The 16,425-nt window shown below is 71.8% G+C and carries 12 protein-coding genes and 3 riboswitches; of the genes, 10 read left to right on the forward strand and 2 right to left on the reverse strand.

Going from position 1 to position 16,425, the window contains the following annotated elements; genetic code table 11:
* A partial coding sequence (locus D7V88_RS27505) for a hypothetical protein (protein WP_147448891.1) occupies positions 1-480 on the reverse strand: 480 nt, incomplete at its 3' end.
* Between the two features lie 128 nt (positions 481-608).
* Positions 609-849: riboswitch (cobalamin riboswitch) on the forward strand.
* A gap of 58 nt (positions 850-907) precedes the next feature.
* Between D7V88_RS27505 and D7V88_RS27510 the strand changes: the two genes are divergently transcribed.
* The 10 genes from D7V88_RS27510 to D7V88_RS27555 all read left to right on the forward strand — a co-directional run bounded on the left by D7V88_RS27510 (position 908) and on the right by D7V88_RS27555 (position 16,035).
* On the forward strand, positions 908-2,920 hold the full coding sequence (locus D7V88_RS27510; protein ID WP_120543599.1) for a TonB-dependent receptor plug domain-containing protein: 2,013 nt from the start codon (positions 908-910) through the stop codon (positions 2,918-2,920).
* Complete coding sequence (locus D7V88_RS27515) at positions 2,901-4,517, forward strand: MXAN_6577-like cysteine-rich protein (RefSeq protein WP_120543600.1); 1,617 nt, start codon at positions 2,901-2,903, stop codon at positions 4,515-4,517. The genes D7V88_RS27510 and D7V88_RS27515 overlap by 20 nt, the downstream gene beginning before the upstream one ends.
* 42 nt (positions 4,518-4,559) lie before the next feature.
* Positions 4,560-4,787, forward strand: a riboswitch (cobalamin riboswitch).
* 158 nt (positions 4,788-4,945) lie between these two features.
* Positions 4,946-6,376, forward strand: coding sequence for a hypothetical protein (locus D7V88_RS27520; RefSeq protein ID WP_120543601.1), 1,431 nt, complete (start codon positions 4,946-4,948; stop codon positions 6,374-6,376).
* Positions 6,376-7,053 (forward strand): cell surface protein, encoded by a 678-nt coding sequence (locus D7V88_RS27525; protein ID WP_120543602.1) that lies wholly within the window; start codon positions 6,376-6,378, stop codon positions 7,051-7,053. The genes D7V88_RS27520 and D7V88_RS27525 overlap by 1 nt, the downstream gene beginning before the upstream one ends.
* A gap of 149 nt (positions 7,054-7,202) precedes the next feature.
* Positions 7,203-7,544 carry a hypothetical protein gene (locus D7V88_RS27530; protein ID WP_120543603.1) on the forward strand — a complete coding sequence of 114 codons (342 nt, stop codon included), beginning with the start codon at positions 7,203-7,205 and terminating at the stop codon, positions 7,542-7,544.
* Between the two features lie 19 nt (positions 7,545-7,563).
* A riboswitch (cobalamin riboswitch) is annotated at positions 7,564-7,730 on the forward strand.
* Between the two features lie 164 nt (positions 7,731-7,894).
* Entirely contained in the window at positions 7,895-9,226 is a 1,332-nt protein-coding gene (locus D7V88_RS27535) for a hypothetical protein (protein ID WP_120543604.1), read from the forward strand.
* A gap of 2 nt (positions 9,227-9,228) precedes the next feature.
* Complete coding sequence (locus D7V88_RS27540) at positions 9,229-9,993, forward strand: cell surface protein (RefSeq protein ID WP_120543605.1); 765 nt, start codon at positions 9,229-9,231, stop codon at positions 9,991-9,993.
* Positions 9,990-10,538 (forward strand): QcrA and Rieske domain-containing protein, encoded by a 549-nt coding sequence (locus D7V88_RS27545; protein ID WP_244238426.1) that lies wholly within the window; start codon positions 9,990-9,992, stop codon positions 10,536-10,538. Before D7V88_RS27540 ends, D7V88_RS27545 begins: the two co-directional genes overlap by 4 nt.
* Positions 10,539-10,694: 156 nt before the next feature.
* On the forward strand, positions 10,695-12,389 hold the full coding sequence (locus D7V88_RS27550) for an adenylate/guanylate cyclase domain-containing protein (protein WP_120543606.1): 1,695 nt from the start codon (positions 10,695-10,697) through the stop codon (positions 12,387-12,389).
* 85 nt (positions 12,390-12,474) lie between these two features.
* A complete protein-coding gene (locus tag D7V88_RS27555; RefSeq protein ID WP_120543607.1) occupies positions 12,475-16,035 on the forward strand; it encodes a serine/threonine protein kinase in 3,561 nt (1,186 codons plus the stop codon).
* Positions 16,036-16,053: 18 nt separating this feature from the next.
* Here D7V88_RS27555 and D7V88_RS43145 read toward each other — a convergent pair.
* Positions 16,054-16,425, reverse strand: a 372-nt coding sequence (locus D7V88_RS43145; protein WP_158625161.1) for a hypothetical protein, incomplete at its 5' end; no start/stop codon positions are given.

A 16,425-nucleotide genomic window follows, 5' to 3' on the forward strand; every position in this document is an offset into this window, starting at 1 on the left:
ATAAGAGACAGGGGCCGGGGAGACGGCCGGTGCCGCGGCGGCCTGGGCCAGACGCTTCTCCTCGAGGGCGCTCGCCGCCTTGAAGATGTCCTGGCCCATGGACGTCGCGCCCTTGTCACTCAGCCTGGGATTGGCGAAGTCGTAGGCGAGCTGGGTGCGGAGCGTGGGGTCCTGCCGCGACTGGAGCACGTAGACGAGCCGGAACTTCGGCCCCTTGTGCGACAGCTTTCCGACGACGAGGACGTCCGCGCTGTCCTCCGTGGTCGCCACCGTGGCCTTCTCCGCGGCGAGCGGGGCGGCCTTGCCGAGCCCGAAGGTGGTGCGCGCCTGGAGCCGCTCGATGGTCAACTCGGGGGCGTCGGTCACGCTGCTCTCGCAGCGGGACACCTGGACACTGACGGGGGCAGCGATGACGCAGAACGGAAACAGGGCCGCGGCCAGGGCGATGCTGGCGCGCGTCCCGCGATGCATTGGGCGCATGCGTGGGTCTCGGGGGTGTTGGGAACGGCCTCCGGACGCGCGGTGTATTGAAATATTCAATTCTGGATACGAGCGGCGCGGCGGTCGGGCGCCCGGGGCGCGCCTTGACGCGTCAAGGGTGACCTCCTAGAACGGCCGGGCCCTTGGGTGCCCATGTCGGGCTTTCAAGAGGGAAGCCGGTGCGAGTCCGGCGCGGTCCCGCCACTGTGTACGGGTCGCCCTGAGGTCCAGGGCCGGAAGCCTCGGGTGTCACCACTTTCGCGTCACCGGACGCGAAGGGAAGGTGGAGGGTTCCTTCCAGAAGGGCGCAACGTGCGCCCAGGTCTGGAGTCCGTCAGCCAGGAGACCTGCCCAGGGGTGCGGCCGTGTCCTCACCGGACACTCCGCGAGGCCTTCTCTCTTCGATGGAGGGAGCGGAAGGCGGAGCATGCCGCGCTCGCTTCTCGTCCGGGCCTCATTGGGTCTGGTGCTCAGCTTCCAGGGACTCGCCCACGCCGGGCAGGAACCTCCTGCGTCCGAGCCCGCCCCCGAGGACCCGGCGCTTCCTGAGTTCATCCTCCCCACCGTGGAGGTCATCGGGAAGGTGATTCCCGATGCGCCTCCGGATTCCGCGCAGCGGCGGGACCCCACCGGGGCCATCACCGTCATCGATGCGCGCGAACGCGCGGGCGAAGCGCGTGACACCGCGGAGCTGCTGGGCGGATCCGCGAGCCTCGTCGTGCAGGACTCCGGCGGGTATGGGCAGAGCAAGAGCCTGGTGGTGCGCGGTGCTTCCGCCAACGGCGTGCTCGTGTTCCTGGATGGGATTCCGCTCAACGGCGCGGGCGGCATCGCGGACCTGTCGCTCGTTCCCGTCGCGTTGGTGGAGCGGCTGGAGATCCTTCGCGGCGCGGCGGGGGCCCGCTACGGCGCGGGTGGCCTGGGCGGCGCGGTCAACATCGTCACCCGTGCTCCGTCCTCGCGCCTGCTCTCCAGTGGCGAGGTCACCTACGGCAGCTTCGACACGGTGATGGGAAACGTCGCCGCGTCGGGCGCGCTGCTCGGCGGACAGGCGTTGGTGCTGCTGCACGGGGGGCGCTCGCAAGGCGACTTCAGCTTCCGCATCGATGAGCTGCCTGCGCTGGATGACAACCCCCTCACGGAGGAGGTGCGCACCCGCAACGATGCTCGCGGTGGCGGTGCGCTCGTGAAGTACCAGCGCGGTCTGGACAGCGGCGGTCGCGTGGATCTTCTCGCGGAGCTGTCGCTGGAGGACCGGGCGCTCGCGGGTACGGTGCAGAACCCGCAGTTGTCCCGCCGTCAGGACCAGACCCGGGTGTCGCTGGGCGGTCGCTGGGGCCGACCCTTCGGAGACACGGGCGAGGCCAGTGCTCGCGGCTTCTTCCGGCGCGACTGGATGGAGGTCCTCGGCGGTTCGACGGGCGTCGATGCCGGCGCCCAGCGCTACACCGTGGGGGGCGTGGAGTTGGAGGGCCGCGCGGTGGTGGGCCGCCGCAACGCGCTCGCCATCACGCTCGCCGCTTCATCGGAGGCCGTCACGCAGGCGACGGGCGCGCAGGCCGCGTCGTGGTGGCGCGCGAGCGTCATGGCCATGGATGAGCTGTCCCTGTTCTCCGAACGCGTGAAGGTGGTGCCGTCGCTGCGCGTGGAGCGCGTGGGCCAGTACTCGCTGCTGTCGCCCAAGCTGGGCGCGAGCGTGGACCTGGGCCGGGGCTTCGGCGTGCGCGCCAACGCGGGCCAGTCCCACCGCGCGCCGTCGTTCCTGGAGCTGTACATCCGTCAGGGGCTGCTGCTGCCCAACCCGGACCTCAAGCCCGAGCGCGCCCTGTCCGTCGATGCCGCGGGCCTGTGGCAAGACGACGCGTGGAGCGTCACCGCGGGCGGCTTCGCGGCGGTGTACGAGAACCTCATCGCCTACGAGATGTATCCGCCGATGCTCGCGAAGCCCTACAACTTCGCCGCCGCGCGCGTGTGGGGCGCGGAGGTGGAGGTGGAAGCCCGTCCGCGCCCGTGGCTCACCGCCACCACCAGCTACGCGTGGACCCGCACGCAGAACCGCTACGGCGACCCGCGCTACTTCGGCAAGGAGCTGCCCTACCGTCCGCGCCACAAGTGGGTGGGGCGCGTGCGCGCGGGGCCGGACTGGCTCAACGCGCGCACCGAGGTCCTCGTCCAATCCGCGCAGCTCATCAACCGAGTGGGTGAGACGCGCCTGTCGCTGCCGTCGCGCACGTGGGTGAGCGTGGGCGCGTCCAGCACGTTCCTGCGACGGCCGGACCTCACCGTGTCGTTCGACCTCAAGAACCTGCTGGACGCACGGACCGCCGACTACACGGGCATGCCGCTGCCGGGCCGCGCCGCCTACGTGACCTTCTCCGTGGCGCTCGAACCGCTGCGCACCGCTTCCTCCGAGGACTCCCATGTCGCGTCCCCTCCCTGATGCGCGCTCGCGGTGGCTCACGCTGCTGGTGTCCGCCCTGGTCGCTTCGGTCCTCACCGGCTGTCCGGAGGAGAAGATCCTCTGCACGTCCGGACTGGATGTCTGCGGCTCCGATTGCGCGGACCTGCAAGGCGATCCCTTCAACTGCGGCGGCTGTGGCGTCCGGTGCGGGGAAGGGGAGACGTGTCAGTCGGGCGCGTGTGAATGCCTCACCGGCACGCCGGCCTGTGGCGAGGCGTGCATCAACCTCGCGACCGATGCGCGCAACTGCGGCGCCTGCGGCAACGCGTGCCCCGCGGATCAGGTGTGCAACGCCGGCACCTGCGCGGAGGCCTGCTCCCCGGGCGCTGAACGGTGCAATGGCGGTTGCTCCGTCCTCGCGAGCGACCCGCTGAACTGCGGCGCGTGCGGCGTGGCGTGTCCGGACGTGCAGTCCTGCCACGAGGGCCGGTGCATGTATGACGTGGTGGCGGCCTGCTACACCAATGGGCAGCTCGTCGGCATCCAGGCGGGCACGGACCGGATGGGGCCCCGGCGGCAGTTCGGTTCGGCCGTGCAGTCGCTGGCGGTGTGGGACGGCGTGGTGCTGGCGGCGGACGCGGCGCGCTCGGTGTTGTCGCAGGCGCTGGCGGGCGCGCTGGGGACCGTGGTGGAGGAGGACTCGCTGGGCGCGGTGGCTTCGTCGCCCAATGACATCCTCGTGGACCCTCCGTATGTGTATGTCCTCGACTCCGTGAACAACACGCTCCAGGTGCTCAAGCGGGAGGGGCCCGCGCAGGGCGGTGGACTGGGCTTGCGCACGGTGGGGCAGGTGAACCTGGGCGCGAACACCAGCCCGCAGGTCATCGCGAAGCGCGGCGACACGTTCTACATCCCGCTGTTCGGCAACGCCGGCTCCGACTTCCAGCAGGGCAACGCCGTGGCGCGCGTCAACGTGAGCGACCCGGAGCGCCCCCGGCTCGTGGATTCCATTCCGCTCACCGGCCTGGACCTCAAGTCCTTCGACGGCGGGACGACGATGGCGCTTCCGTACGCGGCGGTGTCCACGGACGCGGGCGTCTATGTCGCGCTCACCAACCTGAACCCCGGGAACGACTACCTGCCCAACGGCCCCGGCATGCTCGCGCGCATCGACCCGGCGGATGGCGGCGTGCACGCCATCGACCTGGGCGCCCAGGACTGTCTCAACGCGGGCGACGTGCAGGCGGTGGGGGACTCCCTGGTGGTGAGCTGCCTGGGCGAGGCGCAGTTCGACACCTCGAACGGCTACCGCGCGAAGGCCGTGCGCGCCACGGGGCTGGTGCTGGTGAAGGACGACCGGCCGGTGGCGTCGTACGCGCTGTCTCCGGGGTGCACCGGAGGCCCGGAGCAGGGCTGCAACCTCGCGGTGGGTGGACGGCTCACGGTGGTGGGCAATGCCGTGTACGTCACGGACGTGAACGCGGGCCGCGTGTTCGTAGTGGAGGTGCGCGACGGGACGTTCGTGGAGCGGCGCGGCAACTCCACGCCGGACGCGAAGGGCGCGGCGCTGGATGCGTGTCCGGTGGATCCCCGCCGCGTGGTGTCCAATGCCATCGACATCGTCGCGGTGCCGTGAGGCGTTGCCCGCGCTTGTATTGACAAGCCTGTCCTTCCGCCATACGTCACCGCGCGTCGTCGGTACTCCGCCTCACGCAGAGGCGGAGTTTAAAGGGAACCCGGTGTGAATCCGGGACTGCCCCGCAGCGGTAAGCAGGAACGAACACCGTCACCGCAAGCACTGGCCCCCTCAAGGGGGTTGGGAAGCGACGGTCAGTAGATGGGCGGATCCGATGAGGACCCTCCCGCGCCTGCGAGTCCGAAGACCTGCCACGACCCATGCCTCCGGGCATGGCCACACCGGAGCCTCCGAGGGGAGGTGACGGGGGTCTTCCGCTCGCGCGGCGTGTCGTGGCTGACGTGTCCTCCCGTTCGCGGTCCGCCCTCCGTTCGCCCTCCCTTGGAAATCACCTCGCCCGTGGGGGCGATGCAAGGGAGCAGTCGCGGATGAAGACAGAGCGGATGATTTCGGGACGGGGACTCGCGCTGGTGCTGACGACCTTCGCATTGGCGTTGACCGGTACGGGGTGCGCGGACGAGTGCGTCGATGACTTCGACTGCCGCGACGAGGGCGCGCCTCCCGAGGGCCAGCGCTACGCGTGCGTCGAAGAGCGCTGTGAACTGACGCCCATCACGGTGCCTGACGCGGGCACGGAGACGGACGCGGGCACCAGCACCGATGCGGGCACCGGCACCGATGCCGGAACGACGGTGGATGCGGGAACCGACGCGGGCACGGCGGTGGATGCGGGAACCGACGCGGGCACGGAGACGGACGCGGGCACCAGCACCGACGCGGGCACGGAGACGGATGCGGGCACCGACGCGGGCACGGAGACGGATGCGGGCACCGACGCGGGCCCCTCCGATCCGTGCTTGAGCGCCACGTATGATCCGAAGCTGGGCACGCTCCAACTCGCGGCGGACTTCGTGGCCGGTGAGTCGGCCGCGCTGCCGGCCACCGCGGGGCCGGTGGGAGTCACCCCGGGGCCCACGTATTCGCTCTTCACGGTCGTGTCGGGTGGCTCCTCCGGACCGCACGCGCTGTACTCGCTGGGCACGTGGCCCCAGGTGTCGCTGGGGGCGGCGCCGCTCTACGACGTGGCTGCTCCGGGCGACCGCGCTCCCTCCGCCGTGCTCTTCCTCAACGGCTTCGTGGAGTCGGATGGTCAGCGCGTGCTCACCGGCTACACGAAGTCCGGGACGGGCTTCCCGGGGACGCTGGCGGTCTACGACACCGTCACGCCGGCTTCCTCCTCCTACGTCCCCGCGCCGAGCAACTTCACCGCGGGCGTCGTTCCGGGCGCGTTCCTCATCAATGGCGGCGGGCTCGACACGGTGTCGGCGGGACTGGCCATCTACGCGCTGCGGACGGACACCACCCCGTTCACGTCGCTGAAGGTCGGCACGCTGCCTTCCGTGACGGGCGGCAGTGGCTTCACCGCCGTGGCCACCAACGGCGTCGCGATGCTCGGCTACTTCTCCGACGACACCTTCACCAACGTGGGCCACGCGGTGGCTCCGGCGAAGATCGAAGCGGCCATCCGTTCGGGCACGCCGTTCGTCGTGGCGGATGAACCCGTGCTCGACGTGGGCTCCAACTTCGTCGCCGCCGCGGGCCAGGGCGAGGGCGTGGCGGTGCTTCGCGGCGACTACGTTCCGCCCAACTACAACTTCGCTGGCACCGACGTGTCCCGCTTCGCCTTCACGGTGACGAACGAGGGGGGCGCCGTCACCGTCGGCTCGCGTCAGCCGGTCCTCACCTACGTGAACCAGTGCACGCGCGTGACGGGGATGACCGCCATCGGCACGGACCTGCTCGTCAGCCTGGACGACAAGAACGGGCCGCGTCTGGTCCGCATCGGGCAGGTGCAGTGATGACACGCTCCCTGCTTTCGAAGTCGTTCACCCTGGGCTTCGCCGCGCTCCTGTCCGTGGCGTGCGGTGGAGAGGACACGTACGAACTCGACCAGGAGCAGGCGCTGGTGGGGGATCCATTCGCCGACCGCATCGTCTCCTTCGCGCCCGGCGCCGCAGCAGGGTTCGGACAGGGCCAGTTGCCGAACATCGTGCTCGGCGCTCCGCAGGGGGCGGGCGCGGGGTCGGGTTCGCTGGACGTGCTGTCGCTGGGGAACAGCGGCGTCATCGTCCTGGAGTTCACCGACATCGCGGTGACGGACGGGCCGGGCGTGGACCTGCTCGTCTTCGAGAACGCGTTCCTGCGGCCCAGTGGCCGGCCGTTCGCGGAGACGGGCGTGGTGGCCGTCAGCGACGACGGCGTCACCTGGTCCGAGTTCCCATGCGCGTCCGCAAACGCGGCGGGCAACTTCCCCGGCTGCGCGGGCGTCACGCCCGTGTACTCCAGCCCCGGCAACGGCATCTCCCCCACCGACCCGGCCGTGGCGGGCGGGGACGGCTTCGACCTGGCCGCCGTGGGCCTCACCCGCGCGCGCTTCGTGCGCATCCGGGACTCCGGCGCCAACGGCTATGCGGGCACCAGCGGTGGCTTCGACCTGGATGCCGTCGCGGTGGTGAACGGCGTGCAACTGCCGTAGCGCACGGTTCGCGCGGGCCCCGGGCCGTCCTCCAGCGGACGGTCCGGGGAGCCTCGCGGCCTCGGAGGCGCTGCCGCACTTCGCTGAGGCTACCGGCGAGGAGGACCCGGGATTACATGCCTGGGCGTCCTCCCCCGGAGTCCGCTTCCATGAACCGTCGTCCTGCTTCGCTCCTCGTGTCGGTGGGCGTCCTTGTCGGTGTGTCCGCTGTCTGTCTCCTCCCCACCGTCGCGGAGGCCCAGACGACGCGAGCACGCACGCCACCACCGAAGGCCACCGCGCCCGCCACGCCCGTGCCGCCCGCCGCGCCTGCTCCGCCTCTGGCGTACGAGTACACCTTCGTCACCCGACAGGGCCCGGAGGAGGACCTCGTCGAACTCCAGCGCCTGGGCGAGGAAGGCTGGCAGGTGGTGTCCACTGTCGTCGTGGACGGCAGCACGCGGCGCTACGTGTTGATGCGTGGCAAGCAGCCCGAGCCCGCGCCGCATTGACATTGCCCGTGGGTCGCCATAGTCCCGCCCCGTCATCGATGCCTTCCCACCATGGGGTGTGAGGGCTTCCAGGGAACCCGGTGTGACTCCGGGACTGCCCCGCAGCGGTGAGCAGGAATGGCGCTCGGAAGCATCCCAAGCCCCGTTCCCGCGAGTCCGAAGACCTGGCGAAGACCCGGTGTCCCTCTCCAAAGGAGGGCACGGAAGACAGACCGGAACCTCCGCGGGGAGCTGACGGCGTAGGCAGGTCCTCTCGGCGCGTGCGCTGGAGGGTCGGATGCCTCGCGCCCGTGCCGCCTCCCGTCAGGATTTCTTCCGCCTCCGGGCGGAAGTCAGGGAACGAGGACGCGATGCGGACCGACACGAAGCGGATGGGAACGAAGGGCCAGCGCGCGGCGCTGATGGGCGCGCTGCTGGTGGTGGCGCTGGGGGGCACGGGCTGCGGTTCGGAGTGCGTGGATGCCTTCGACTGCAACGACAAGGGCCCGCCCCCCGAAGGCCAGATCTGGGCCTGCGTGGAGGAGAAGTGCTCGCAGGTCAACATCTCCCCCATCGGTGAAGACGCGGGCACGGATGCCGGCACAGGCACCGACGCGGGCACCGGGACGGATGCCGGCACGGGCACCGACGCCGGCACGCAGACCGACGGCGGCACCGACGCGGGCACGGACGGTGGCACCGGTGGGCTGTGCGACACGGTGCCTCGCGATGAGAAGCTGGGCACGCTCAAGCTCCAGCCGGGCTTCACTGTCGCGGAGGCCGCGCCCCTGTCCACGGAGGTGGTCGCGGTGGTGTCCACGCCGGGCCCCACCTATTCGCTCTTCGCGCTGCGCACGACGACCACGGCCCGCGACTTCTTCGCGCTGGGCACCTGGCCGGACGTGAAGCTGGGCGAGGCGGCGCTCGATACGGTGCTCGCGCCCGCGGACCGCGCCGTCGGCACCACCACCTACGCGTCGTACTTCCTGGCGTATGACGGCACGCGGCTGCTCGGGGGCTACACGAAGCCTGATGGCACGGGCAACGTCGCGGTGCTCGACCCGACCGCGCGCGACGCGGTGACGTACGTCACCGCGCCGTCCAACTACTCCGCCGCGGCCACGACCGACACGTTCTTCATCAACGGTGGCGGCCTGGACACGGTGTCCGAAGGCCTGGGGGTCTACGCGCTGGTGACGTCCGCGAAGCCCTTCTCCGCCGTGAAGGCCGTGAGCTTCCCGGCGCAGGTGGGTGCCAGCGGCTTCTCCGCCATCGCGGACAACGGCATCGCGGTGTTCGGCTATTCGGAGCCGGAGACCTACGTGAACGTGGCCCACGCCGTGGCGGCCGCGAAGTTGACGACGGCGGTGTCCACGCGCACGCCGCTGGTGCTCACGGGCGAGCCGAAGGTCGACGTGGGCAGCAACTTCAACAGCGCCACGGGCTTCGGCGCGGGTGTGGCGGTGGCGCGCGGCGCCTATGACGCGAACTTCACCTTCGTCGTCTCCGACGTGTCGCGCTTCCAGCTCACGCCGCCCCTGGTCGGTGGACAGCCCCTGAGCGTGGGCGCCCGCGAGTCGGTCCTCACCGCCGCGGACGCGTGCACCTCCGTGGACCTGCTGTCGTCGCTGGGCCCCGACCTGCTCGTCGGCGTGACGGACGCCAACGGCCGCCGCCTCGTGCGGATCCGGCAGGGACAGTGAGCATGCGCCCGCTGCTCGCGCTCAGCGCGCTGCTCGCCCTGTGCGCGTGCGCGGGCGATGAACCTCTTCCGCTGCCCCAGTACGATGGTGGCGGCACCGATGCTGGCACCGACGCTGGAGATTCCGATGCCGGCACGCAGGTCGATGCCGGCACGGAGGATGCCGGCGTCGACGCGGGCGTACGTCCCGTGGATCCATTCGCGGACCGGGTGACGGTCTACGAGCCCGGCGACCAGGCTGGCTTCGGGCAGGACCGCTTCCCGGACGTCGTGTTCGGGCCTCCGGTGGGCGCGGGGCAGCACGCGGGTTCGCTCGACGTGCTGTCGCTGGGGCGGGGTGGATCCATCACCCTGGAGTTCACCGACCTGCTCGCGGTGGATGGTCCGGGCGTGGACCTGCTCGTCTTCGAGAATCCGTTCCAGAAATACGGCGGCGACATCTTCGCGGAGACGGCCCGCGTGTCCGTCAGCGACGACGGCACCGCCTGGCACGACTTCCCCTGCGATCCTTCCGACAAGGACGGGGGCTACCCGGGCTGCGCCGGCACGCACCCGGTGCTCTCCGCTCCGGACAACGGCATCTCCCCGCTCGACCCGGCCGTGGCGGGCGGGGATGGCTTCGACCTGGCGAACGTGGGCCTCGCCCGCGCGCGCTTCGTGCGCCTCACCGACACCGGGCTCAACAGCTACGGCGGCACCTCCGGGGGCTTCGACCTGGATGCGCTCGCCGTGGTGAACGGGCAGCGTGTCGACGGCGGCGCTCCGTGAGCGCGGATCCGTCCCACCGGGCTCCGGAGTCCCTGGAGCCGGGTGGGGTGGACCGCCGTGAAGCCCTGTGCACGCTGTTGCGCGGCACCTGTGCCCTGGCCGCGCTGGGCTGCGGCGGGGACTGGCGCGACGCGGTGGTGTTGCCCGGCCCGGATCCGGTCCCCGACGCGGGCCCGTCTCCGGCGGTCTGCGAGGACGCCGGGCCTCCCGGCACACCCGGAGAGGGCTGGGTGGAGGTACCCCTCTCCGAACACCCGGCCCTGCGCGAGCCGGGCGGTCATGACCGCGTCCGCGTCCCCGCCGCGCTCCTGGACGTGGTGGTGGTGCACGCGGCGGACGGCTGCTACCGGGCGGTCTGGCGCACCTGCACCCACGGCGACTGCGAGGTGGCCTGGGACGGCGCCCTGGGCGTGGTGGAGTGCCCCTGCCATGGCTCCCGCTTCGGCCTGGACGGTCAGGTCCTCCGGGGCCCTGCCTCCCGGCCGCTCGCCGCGTACCGCACCCTGCGCGTGGGTGATTCGCTCTTCCTCCTCCGGCCCCGGTGAGGCGACTCCCCAGGTGAAGTCGGACCCCGGGTCCTGCCGACTCGGGGGCTCGGGAGGGGATGACGCGACGCGGGAGGCGCCCGGCCGCCCGGTCTGTCACAGGAAATCGTCTCGGACTCTCGGAAGATTGGGAGGTCGTGTAATGTCGTGCGCCCGATGTGGCAGATCATCATCAACGGGCCCGGCTACTTCGACACGTCGTACGATTTGCCTGAGGGCGTCACCAGCCTCGGTCGAGCGGACGAGAACGATATCGTGCTGGGCGGTGACCTGGTGTCGCGGCGGCACGCGCGCATCTATGTCGAAGGCGACGCGCTGCGCATCGAGGACCTGGGCAGCCGCAACGGCAGCCGGGTGAACGGTGCGCCGCTCCAGGGCAGCAAGCCCCTGAGCGCGGGCGACACGGTGGTGCTGGGGGAGAACACCCTGGCGGTGCGCCAGCCGCACACCGTGGAGAACGCCGCCACGGAGATGATGGACCTGGGCGCGGGCGGCGTCGTGCGCTTCGGACACGGCACGGACGTGGGTCCGTCCGTGTTGATGGCCAAGAACGTGAAGGACGCGGACGTGCTGCGCCTGCTGGACAACGTGGGCCCGCTGCCGTTCGACGACGCGTTCTCCGGTGCCTCGCCCGTGGGGCCCTCCACGCCCGTCGCCAGCCCGCGCGTCTCCTATGAGACGCTGGTGCTGCTGGTGCACACCGCGGAGGCGCTGGCCACCGCGCGCACGCTGACGTCGTTCCTGGAGTCCGCGATGGACCGGCTCCTGGAGCGCACGGACGCGACGACAGCCGTGGTGCTGCTCAAGCACGCCGCGGGGCCGCTGGTGCCCGCCGCCGTGCGCCACCGGGGGCGGCTCGCCAAGGGTGAAGTGCCCGTGTCGGACGCCATCGTGGAAGAGGCCATCCGCCAGGGCCGCGCGCTCGCGGTGGGCGACGTGCGCGACGACCGCCGCTTCGCCGGACGCGAGAGCGTCATCATGTACGGCGTGGACCGCGTGCTGTGCATCCCCATTGGCACCGAGCCGCCGTTCGCGGGCGTGCTCTACGTCAACATCCCCGGCGCGGGCGAAACCAGCCTGGAGCTGATGCTGGACACCTGCACCGCGGTGGCCCACCTGGTGGAGAGCGGCGTGCAGCGCTTCGCCGTGCGCGACGGCTCCGGCACGGACCGGCTGCGCCGCAACCTGGAGCGCTTCCACTCGCCGGAGGTGGCCGAGCGCCGCGCCGCCGAGGCCCAGCGCGTGGGCGGCAAGCTGCCCGGCCTGGAGGAGAAGAACCTCACCGTGCTGCACGCGGAGCTGGCGGACTTCGGCGCCGTCGTCAGCCGGCTGGGCGCGGCGCGGGCCACGCAACTGCTCAACGACTTCCACGCGCGCATGAGCGGCATCGTCTTCAGCTTCGAGGCGACCGTGGAGGGCTTCATGGGCGAATCCATGCGCGCCCTCTTCGGCGTGCCCTACGCCAAGGGCGACGACGCGGTGCGCGCGGTGAGAGCCGCCCTGGCGCTGCGCGCGGACTGGGAGCGGGGCATGGCCCGCCGTCCCCAGGACGAGCGGTGCGACCTGCGCATCGCGCTGCACTCCACCAAGGCGCTGGTCGGGATGATCGGCACGGATGCCCGCACGGAATACACCGCCGTGGGAGAGGGCATGGGCGTGGCTGGCTGGCTGGCGTCCACGGCCGCCCCCGGTCAGGTGCTGATGACGGGCAAGCTGCTGGCGGCGACCGGCGCCCGCTTCGACGTGATGCCCCTGGGGGAACGGGTGGTGCGGCCCCCCAAGGACAAGGTGGCGGTTTTCGAGGTGATTGAAGAGGACATGGGCATGCTGACCAACCCCGGTATCCGGTGAGGCAGCCCTCGCGGCAGGTTGACGGGTTGAAGACGGGGCCCTGCTCGGGGTTCAATGCGCTTCCCGTGGTGGACCCCCGCACCGCATGAGCTCTTCGACCCAGCCCGCCCGACTGCGGCCCTTCCGGCCCCAGCCCTTCGGCCGGTACACGCTCCTGTCGCACCTGGCCACCGGCGGCATGGGGGAGATCTACCTTGCCCGCCTGGAAGGGGCGCAGGGCTTCGAGAAGCTGTGCGTCATCAAGAAGATCCTCCCGCAGCTCGCGGCGGATCAGGAGTTCGTCGAACGCTTCGTCGGTGAGGCGCGCACGCTGGTGCGGCTGGGGCACGGCTCCATCGCGCAGGTGCTGGACATGGGCCTGCACGAGGACGAGGCCTACATGGCCCTCGAATACGTGGACGGCAAGGACCTGCGCAAGGTGGCCGCGCGCGTGCGTGATCGCCAGACGCCGCTGCCGCTCACGTTCATCCTCTACGTCATGGGCCGCGTGCTGGACGCGCTCGCGTACGCGCACCGCAAGCGGGACGAGGAAGAGAAGGAGCTGAAGCTCGTCCACCGGGACATCTCTCCGCAGAACATCCTCATCTCCTACGAAGGGGAGGTGAAGGTCATCGACTTCGGGCTCGCGAAGAGCCGGCTGTCGGCGGCGAAGACGAACCCCAGCATCATCCTGGGCAAGTTCCTCTACATGTCGCCCGAGCAGGCCCGGCACCAGCCGGTGGACCGCCGCAGCGACCTGTACGCGGTGGGCCTGTGCCTCTACGAGCTCATCTCCGGGCAGAACCCCTTCGACGCGATGCCGCCCGGCGAACTGATGTCCGCGGTGGCCAACCCGAAGGTGCCCGCGCTCAATGAAGTGGAGCCGCTGACGCCGCCGTCGGTGTCGCAGTTGGTGTCCAAGGCGCTGGCGGTGGAGCCCGGGCAGCGCTTCCAGACGGCGGAGGAGTTCCGGGGACGCCTGCAGGCGTGTCTGATGGAGATCGACACCAGCGCGGGCCCGGAGAGCGTCAGCCGCTTCATGCGCGACCTCTTCTCCTCGGACTACCAGTCCGAACGGCGCCTGCTGGCCACCCTGCGGGAAGTGCCGCGCGAGACGCGCGCCAGTGGCACCTACGACGCCCTGGGCGCCCCACCCCGGTCGACGATGCCGTCGCTGCCGCCGAAGACCATCCGCCTGGACGGGCCGGTGGAGCCGCTGTCCTTCCACCCCACGCCGCGAAGCCGCGAGGACGGTGGCGGGGCGCGCGACGACGGAGAGACGCGTCCGGGCGTGATGGTGGACGAGTCCACCCGTCCCGCCTTCCCGGTGGAGGCCCTGGAGGAGGCGGCCCGGGCCCGCGCGCGGCCGAGCCCCGCGTCGTCGGAGCCGTCCCCCACGGTGGAGGTGCGCGCGGAAGCGATGGAGCGCCCCACCATCCTGGAGGGCCTGCCCGCCATCCGCCTTCCTTCGGATCGTCCCGCCCAGGATGCGTCCGCGGGCCAGGGCAGCGCGGGGATGCCGGCGGGTGAGCCCACCGCGCCCCGTGCGGAGGCGCTGCTGTCCGCCGAGTCGGGCGCCGGGGAGCCCACCGCGCCCCGCGCCGCGTCGCTGTCGTCCCAGGCCGTGTCCCCGGGGGCTTCATCGCGCCCGTTCGCGGACGCGGGCTCCGGGGCGTCGTTGCCCTTCTCGGACGCGGTGCCGCCGCGCGCCGCGCCGCCCGTGGAGGCCCGGCCGCCGCCGCCTCCTGCGCGCACCGTCGCGCCGCCGCCGCCCCCCATGGCGGCGGTTCCCGCCTTCCGTCCGTCCGAGTCCGCGGCTTCGGGCCGGCCGACGATGGATGGGCCCGTCCCCGTCGTTCCGGCGGATGCGTCGCGTCCGGTGGCGCCGCCGCCGCCCCTGCCGTCGGCGGACTTCGGCGCCGCGCAGTTCGGCTCCGATTCAGGAGGCTCGCTGCCGTTCATGGAGCCGCCGCCGCCGCCGGACGGTCCGATGCTCGACGACGAGGACCTTCCCCCCAGCGCCTATCCCTGGCCGGAACCCCGCGCCGAGGCGGGTTGGCCTTCAGGGTCCGAACCGCGCACCACCGAACCGCTGCCGCGCTCCTTTGATCCGCCGCGTGTCGCCGAGCCGCGCATCCCGGAGGCCATGCGGCCCACCGCGGTGGCCATCCCGTCCCTGTCGTCGTCGCGCCCCGGCGTGACGACGCCTTCGAACGGCAGCCGGCCTGCGCCTGCTCCGCCCGCCGCGCCCCTGTCGTCCTCGCGCCCCGGGGTGACGACGCCTTCGAACGGCAGCCGGCCGGCGCCCGCGCCCCTGTCGTCCTCGCGTCCGGGGGTGACGACGCCTTCGAACGGCAGCCGGCCGATGCCCTCGCACGCCGCGCCCACCATCCAGGTGCCCTCCATCCAATCCGGAGGGCCGCCGTACACGTCGTCCGCCCGGGTGGAGATGGAAGCGCTGGGCTCCGGTCCAGCTCCCCGGCCCACGATGCAGGACACGCGGCCGGAGTCCGAGCAGGTCCTGGTGGACGCCCAGGCCCTGGAGGCGGACGCCGGCCTGCCCTACATCACCGCCGAACCCGAAGAGCCCCAGGCCGCGCGGGATGCCCACGCGGACACGCATCCGCGCATCACGCTGCCGCGGTCCTCGCGCCGTGAGGAGCCCCAGGCGCGCGTGGTGCTGGACGAAGCCCTCCTGGGGGAGGCCAGCGTGTCGTCCGGCCGCCGGGATTCCGACACCGGCTCCAACCCCGGCAGGAACCGCACGGGTTCGCGCAAGGCGCGCGGTTCGTCACCGGGCTCGCCCTCGCGTCCGAACACCTCGTCGAACCTGCGCGCCGTCGCCGCCAGCCGCTCGACGCCCGCGGTGGATACGGACGAGTCGTCCACTTCGCGCAACTCGCGCGAGGAGACCCGCCGCAAGGCCATGCCCGTGCGGCCGGAGCCCGCGGAGCCGGCCCGTCCGTCGCGTCGCGAGTCGGCGCCCAGGTCCGGCGGCGGCCTCCTGCGCTCCCTGCTGGTGTTCGTCGTCCTGCTGGGGGTGGTGGCGCTCATCGTGGGCCTGGGACTGCACTTCGTCCCGGAGCTGCGTGTGGCCGCGGGCCTGGAGCAGTCCAGGACGTCCACGCCGCCGCCGCCCACGCGGGTCCAGGACCCCACGCTGCCCACGCCCGTGGTCCCCCCGTCGCGCCCCATCGCGCGTCCGGCCGAGGACGTGGCGCCCCCCGTGGCACCTCCGACGCCCGCGGCTCCCGAGAAGCCGGACCCGGTCGCGCCGACGAACGAGACTCCGGAGGACCCCGGGCCCCCGGATGAGGTCGACCTGCTGAGCCCGACCAGTCCCTCCAAGACCGAGACGCCCGCTCCGGCCGCGAAGAAGCCGCCGCCTTCACGCGTCCCCAACAAGCGCGGCGTTGCCGCCGCACGTCCCAACGAGAAGGACGGCAAGGCGGCCACCGACCTGGAAAAGGAGTGGGGCCAGACGCGGAAGCTCTATCTCCAGATCAAGAAAGAGCACGGCTGTGAACCCATCCAGATACTGTGTCAGCTCTTCGATGATGTGGCGTACGAAGTGAACACGAACGAAGGCTCCAACGACCCGGCCCTGCTCAAGCGGGTGAAGGACATTCACGAAAAGCTGAGGCAGGCGAAGCGGGGCCAGGATTAGGCCCCGCCCGGTGCCCGGTCAGCGCAGGGTGCCCGCGTCCACGCCGCCCGCGTCCGGCGCCCCGTGGCTCATGCCGGTGTGCGGGGCCATTTTGTGCGTGCCCGCGTCCAGTCCCGCGCCGCCCGTGCCCGGCGCTCCCCGGTAGCTGTCCGAGAGGCTCGTGCCCAGCTCCGTGGCGCTCCCCAACTGACGGCCGGAGCCGCCCGTGCCGGCGCTATCGCTGTCATAGGGCCTGCCGCCCCGGCCCGGGTCCGCGGCGTCGCGGATGCGGTTGTTCACCGTCGTGGAGGCCCGGTCGTCCTTCGCCCGGTGCTGCAACTGCACCGGGTCCTGGAACCCGCTCTGCTCCTGGGAGGGCTGCTCGCTGTTGCAGCCCCAGAGCCCCAGTGC

The sequence above is a fragment of the Corallococcus terminator genome, from assembly GCF_003611635.1.
GTDB lineage: Bacteria > Myxococcota > Myxococcia > Myxococcales > Myxococcaceae > Corallococcus > Corallococcus terminator.